This is a genomic window from Microcystis sp. M49636_WE2 (assembly GCF_030065375.1).
Lineage (GTDB): Bacteria > Cyanobacteriota > Cyanobacteriia > Cyanobacteriales > Microcystaceae > Microcystis > Microcystis aeruginosa_C.
The window spans coordinates 1-4,611 of sequence record NZ_JASJFG010000898.1 but is presented as its reverse complement, the minus strand read 5'-3'; the positions used below and the strand labels follow the sequence as shown (position 1 = coordinate 4,611).

Annotated in this window: 6 protein-coding genes and 1 pseudogene; 5 read left to right on the top strand and 2 right to left on the bottom strand. The window is 41.7% G+C overall.

What is annotated here, in order from left to right:
* Window positions 1-172 precede the first annotated feature (172 nt).
* The gene (locus PX484_RS20570; RefSeq protein ID WP_287669081.1) at window positions 173-1,270 is read left to right on the top strand and encodes an AI-2E family transporter; all 1,098 of its coding nucleotides are present in this window, start codon (window positions 173-175) and stop codon (window positions 1,268-1,270) included.
* A 98-nt stretch (window positions 1,271-1,368) separates the two neighbouring features.
* Here the strand turns inward: PX484_RS20570 and PX484_RS20565 are convergent, their stop codons facing one another.
* Together PX484_RS20565 and PX484_RS20560 are read right to left on the bottom strand one after the other, a co-directional pair.
* Complete coding sequence (locus PX484_RS20565; RefSeq protein ID WP_287669073.1) at window positions 1,369-2,208, bottom strand: reverse transcriptase-like protein; 840 nt, start codon at window positions 2,206-2,208, stop codon at window positions 1,369-1,371.
* A complete protein-coding gene (locus PX484_RS20560) occupies window positions 2,201-2,419 on the bottom strand; it encodes a hypothetical protein (RefSeq protein ID WP_157404720.1) in 219 nt (72 codons plus the stop codon). Before PX484_RS20560 ends, PX484_RS20565 begins: the two co-directional genes overlap by 8 nt.
* 11 nt (window positions 2,420-2,430) lie before the next feature.
* Here PX484_RS20560 and PX484_RS20555 point away from each other — a divergent pair, with 11 nt between their 5' ends.
* The 4 genes and pseudogenes from PX484_RS20555 to PX484_RS20540 all read left to right on the top strand — a co-directional run.
* Complete coding sequence (locus PX484_RS20555) at window positions 2,431-2,673, top strand: Asr1405/Asl0597 family protein (RefSeq protein ID WP_002800455.1); 243 nt, start codon at window positions 2,431-2,433, stop codon at window positions 2,671-2,673.
* Window positions 2,674-2,717: 44 nt separating this feature from the next.
* Window positions 2,718-3,293: a (2Fe-2S) ferredoxin domain-containing protein gene (locus PX484_RS20550; RefSeq protein ID WP_002800454.1), complete on the top strand. Its 576-nt coding sequence runs from the start codon at window positions 2,718-2,720 to the stop codon at window positions 3,291-3,293.
* Window positions 3,294-3,414: 121 nt separating this feature from the next.
* The gene (purU, locus tag PX484_RS20545; RefSeq protein ID WP_002800452.1) at window positions 3,415-4,269 is read left to right on the top strand and encodes a formyltetrahydrofolate deformylase; all 855 of its coding nucleotides are present in this window, start codon (window positions 3,415-3,417) and stop codon (window positions 4,267-4,269) included.
* 113 nt (window positions 4,270-4,382) lie between these two features.
* A pseudogene (locus PX484_RS20540) lies at window positions 4,383-4,611 on the top strand (DUF3782 domain-containing protein); the annotation flags it as partial.

Below are 4,611 nucleotides of genomic sequence, written 5' to 3'. Positions count from 1 at the left end.
TTGGAGTGATTGGGGGGAAAATTTAGGGATTTTTTCCCTGAAAATTAGGTAATTGACCACCTGAAAATGGGTAAAACCCCACACCCCACACCCCACACCCCACACCCTGCCCCCACGAAAAACTTTTTCAGCAGCCCCTACCTCGATACTCTCTCAGGACAAAATTAGTTATATGATAGAGCTTTTTAAGCAACTACCTCGTTGGTTGCGGCTAAGTCTAGTTTTTCCGCTCTTATTTCTCAATGGTTGGTTATTATTCCAATTATTTAGCTACCTAGAACCCTTAGTCAGTATTTTTGTCACTGCTAGTTTACTAGCTTTTGTCTTAGATGTTCCCATCAAACTGCTGCAAAGACGCGGGGTTAATCGCAGTGGTTCGATCGCTATTGTCTTTTTAATTGCCCTATTAATTTTGATTGTTTTAGGTTTAATTTTAATTCCCCAGATTGTCGAACAATTAAGCAGTTTAATCAATAGTTTGCCCCAGTGGATCGAGTCGGGAACCGAACAGATACAAAATTTAGAAAAGTGGGATAAAACTCAGAAATATGCGATTTATATCGAGCAATCAATCACCCAGTTATCGGAACGACTAACCAATGTTTTACAAACTCTTAGCACTCAATTACTAAGCTTTGTGCTGGGAACTATCAACAGTATCCTAAACATTCTCTTTGTTCTAGTTCTCACCGTCTTTCTGGTTCTCTATGGCGAACAAATTTGGGAGGGAATTTTAAGTTGGATTCCCTCTCCCTGGAATTTCAAATTAAGAACGATTATTCGTCAAACTTTTGAAACCTATTTTGCCGGTCAAACCATTTTAGCGGGAATTCTCAGCCTTGCTCAAATTTTTGTTTTTGTGGTTCTCAAGGTTGATTATGCCCTATTATTCGGGGTGGCGATCGGTCTAACTACATTAATTCCTTTTGCCAGTGCCTTCACCATTATTGGCATTAGTACCCTACTGATGTTTCAAGATTTTTGGCTAGGATTAAAGGTTTTGACCCTGACTATTATTGTCGGTCAAATTAATGATAATGTCATCGCCCCTCGGTTAATGGGAGGTATGATCGGACTTAATCCCGTCTGGATTATTCTATCTCTTTTTATCGGGGGCAAAGTGGCAGGAATTCTCGGTTTATTGATAGCAGTTCCCATCGCTAGTGTGCTGAAAAGTACCATTGATATCATCCGCTCCCAGCAGCGGGAAAAAGAACCGGTAGTTTTCCTAGAAGAAACGGTGAAAAATTCCTCGGAGGAGAGCAAATAATCATAAATCCTGTTTTTTCAGTGAACAGTAAACAGTAATGAGTGAATTGAAAACTCACATCTGCTAACTGCTAACTGATAACTGATAACTGATAACTGTTATGAGCGGCTAATTTCTTCGAGAATAGCCATCGCTTCCGTCACCCTATCCCTAGGGATAAATAAATGATCGTGATAATAACCAGAAATGACATTGACGCTAATTGCTGCTGCGGCCAGTTTCTCGCTAATCACCGCTAAAAATCCCACCGCCGCTAAACTAGAATGCACAGAAAGAGTAATTTGTCTATAAATATATTTGTACTGCAAGCTTGTGCGATCAGCTTGCTGACGGGGAATAATCACCGTTAGGCCTTCCTCTTCCTGAAATTGGCAGATAGGGGTTAATTGTAGCTGTTCTAGTTCTGTTGCTGTTAGGGAAGAAAAAACGAATTCTTCGGTATTTAGGATTGGTTTCAGGGATTGGAGCAGAATATCGAGATTAGTTTCACCTTCCTTCGGTTTTTCTGGCGATTTTTTCGCCTCGTCCATACAATGATTGGCAGCAGCGTCAGCCAAACTATTTTTAGCTCGTTCAATCCAGCGCCAGCTAATGCGATCGAATTGGGCGACTAATTGACAAGTACGCTGATAAAAGGGACGTAAACTATCGCTTTTTACCTTCCAGTCTCCCTTAACTTGATTAATGACTAATTGACTATCTCCGCGAATTTCTAGGCTTTTTAAGCCTAATTCTTGGGCTTTTTCCAATCCAATAATCAATCCCGTGTATTCAGCCTCGTTATTAGTGGCTCTCTCCATATATCTAGTCGTTGTCAAGGAATTACCCTCGGCTAAAACTATTACCGCTGCACCGGCTGCGCTCCCCGGATTGCCGCGAGAACCACCATCAAAATAGAGAATTGCTGAATTATCGGTTTTTTGAGCTTTTTTATCCATAATTTTCGTTAATAAATCTTGTTATCTCCATTTTTATCTCTTTGACAATTCTAGGCGGTAGGGATTCCGGGATCGGCAAAGCGGACAAGCAAGATTTTAGCTGATCGCCGCTGCCGGGTAACTTTTTTTTCTTCGGGTTATTGACAATTATTTGCAGTTGTCGGTTATACTGAGAACAGCAGCCTAGAGTTATATTGCTAATAGTTCTCAATTAAAAGCCCCATGGGTATAGACAAATGGCCATCGGAAGGTGAGAAAATCTTCAATATTAGTGCTTGGGATCCCTGGCAGGTCTACCACTGGCTCCAGACCCTAGACATTGAATGTAAATGCTCGCTCCATCAGCTTTTGCCAGTTCGCATCGAGGGACAGGATCAACTTTTACAGCTGTGGATTGTCCTGCGATGGGTAGAGGCTTCCCAAGGCTGTTTAATCCCTTGGCTGGAAACCTGTTGGCGGGTATAATCCTTGAGAAAAATTAGCAATCTGAGAGTAAAAAGTGAGAAAGTATGTCAAAATCTGTAACTACCATGGTTCCCTTTCAAGTGGTCGGTCAATTCCTCGGTTTTGTCCTCAAGGACGGATATAAGGTAAAATACCTGAGAATCAGTGTTGATAAACGGGAATATTGGTTTAAGCCCGAAAAACCACTGCGAGACCACATACCTCTCAATATTGCTCTCCACTCATGGCTAAAAGTGACGGGAGAAAGTAGTCTTTGTTCAAAAAAGGGAAAATTAAAACTGAGGGTACTAGGGATCGAGCATTTATCTGGCGAAAAAACCCCAGAAGTCGCCCCGGCAAAAGCTAAAAAAGCCACCGTCTTAATCTGTCAGAAGTCCGATTGTTGGAAAAATGGCGGTGCGAGAGTCTGCCAAAGGTTAGAGAGTGGTTTAGAGGAAAAAGGACTGGGAGAAGCGGTGAATATTAAATTAACTGGCTGTTTAAAACAGTGCAAAAAAGGGCCGAATCTGGTGGTTATGCCCGATAAAAAGCATTATAATCAGGTAGCTCCCCAAGATGTCCCCTCCCTAATCGAGCGGCATTTTGCCACTTCTGAGCAAGGGAATAGCCTATCAGTTTAACCGGAAATTTAATCGGCGATCGCTATTGACAAACGATCTTTTTTGTGTATCAAAGGGACGAAGTGCCTAAAATTGTAATAAATTAGGGGTAGAAAAAGTCAATTCTTGCCACCGATAATTTATGACTGCTGCCACTGCAACCTTGTTAATTTCTTGTCCCGACCAGATTGGTCTGGTGGCGAAAATCGCTAATTTTATCTACGCTAATGGCGGCAATATTATCCATGCTGACCAACACACGGATTTTTCGGCGGGATTGTTTCTGATGCGGATAGAATGGCAATTAGAAGGGTTTAATTTACCCCGTGGGATGATCGAACCAGCTTTCGCCGCTATTGCCAAACCTTTGCAGGCTAGTTGGTCCTTACATTTTTCCGATACTGTCCCGCGTCTAGCTATTTGGGTGACAAAACAGGATCATTGTCTCCTCGATTTATTATGGCGACAACACGGGGGAGAAATTAGGGCAGAAATTCCTTTAATTATTAGCAATCATCCAGAATTACACTCAGTTGCCAATCAATTTGGTATTGATTTTTATCATCTTCCCGTTACCGCCGAAACCAAGATTGAACAGGAAGCCAGACAATTAGAGTTACTGCGGCAATACCAGATAGATTTAGTGATTTTAGCTAAATATATGCAGGTTCTCACCCCAGATTTTATTAACTTTTTCCCCAATATTATCAATATTCATCATTCTTTTTTACCGGCTTTTGCGGGAGCCAATCCCTATCAACGGGCCTACGATCGAGGGGTAAAAATTATTGGAGCTACCGCCCATTATATCACTGCCGATCTCGATCAGGGGCCGATTATCGAGCAGGATGTGGTCAGAGTTAGCCATCGCGATACCGTAGGAGATTTAATTCGTCAAGGTAAGGATTTAGAAAGGGTGGTGTTAGCGCGAGCGGTACGTTTACACTTGCAAAATCGCGTTTTGGTTTACGCTAATCGCACGGTAGTATTCGCTTAAAATGGGATAAGATGTACTTGACAAAAAAGAGAGCATTGAAGCTTAAAAATTAGGAATTATCGGCGCAATTGACTAAAATAGTAATAGACCAGATCAGAAGGAAAAAATTATCTATGGCAACTACATCCGAAGACGTATGGCAACTCTTAGCCGAATTAACTACCGCTCAAAAAGAAACTGACCGACAACTCAAGGAAACTGACCGACAACTTAAGGAAGTTAGTCAACAACAGAAGGAGACTGAACTACTATTGAAGGAAGTTAGTCAACAACAGAAGGAAAACGCCCAACAACAGAAGGAAACTGACAAACAACTCAAAGAACTGGGCAAACAAATTGGGG

What these genes read in the sequence shown, in the direction of transcription:
- PX484_RS20570 (WP_287669081.1), top strand. Translation starts at nt 173, where the DNA reads ATGATAGAGCTTTTTAAGCAACTACCTCGTTGGTTGCGGCTAAGTCTA.
- PX484_RS20565 (WP_287669073.1), bottom strand. Translation starts at nt 2,208, where the DNA reads ATGGATAAAAAAGCTCAAAAAACCGATAATTCAGCAATTCTCTATTTT.
- PX484_RS20555 (WP_002800455.1), top strand. Translation starts at nt 2,431, where the DNA reads ATGGGTATAGACAAATGGCCATCGGAAGGTGAGAAAATCTTCAATATT.
- PX484_RS20550 (WP_002800454.1), top strand. Translation starts at nt 2,718, where the DNA reads ATGTCAAAATCTGTAACTACCATGGTTCCCTTTCAAGTGGTCGGTCAA.
- purU (WP_002800452.1), top strand. Translation starts at nt 3,415, where the DNA reads ATGACTGCTGCCACTGCAACCTTGTTAATTTCTTGTCCCGACCAGATT.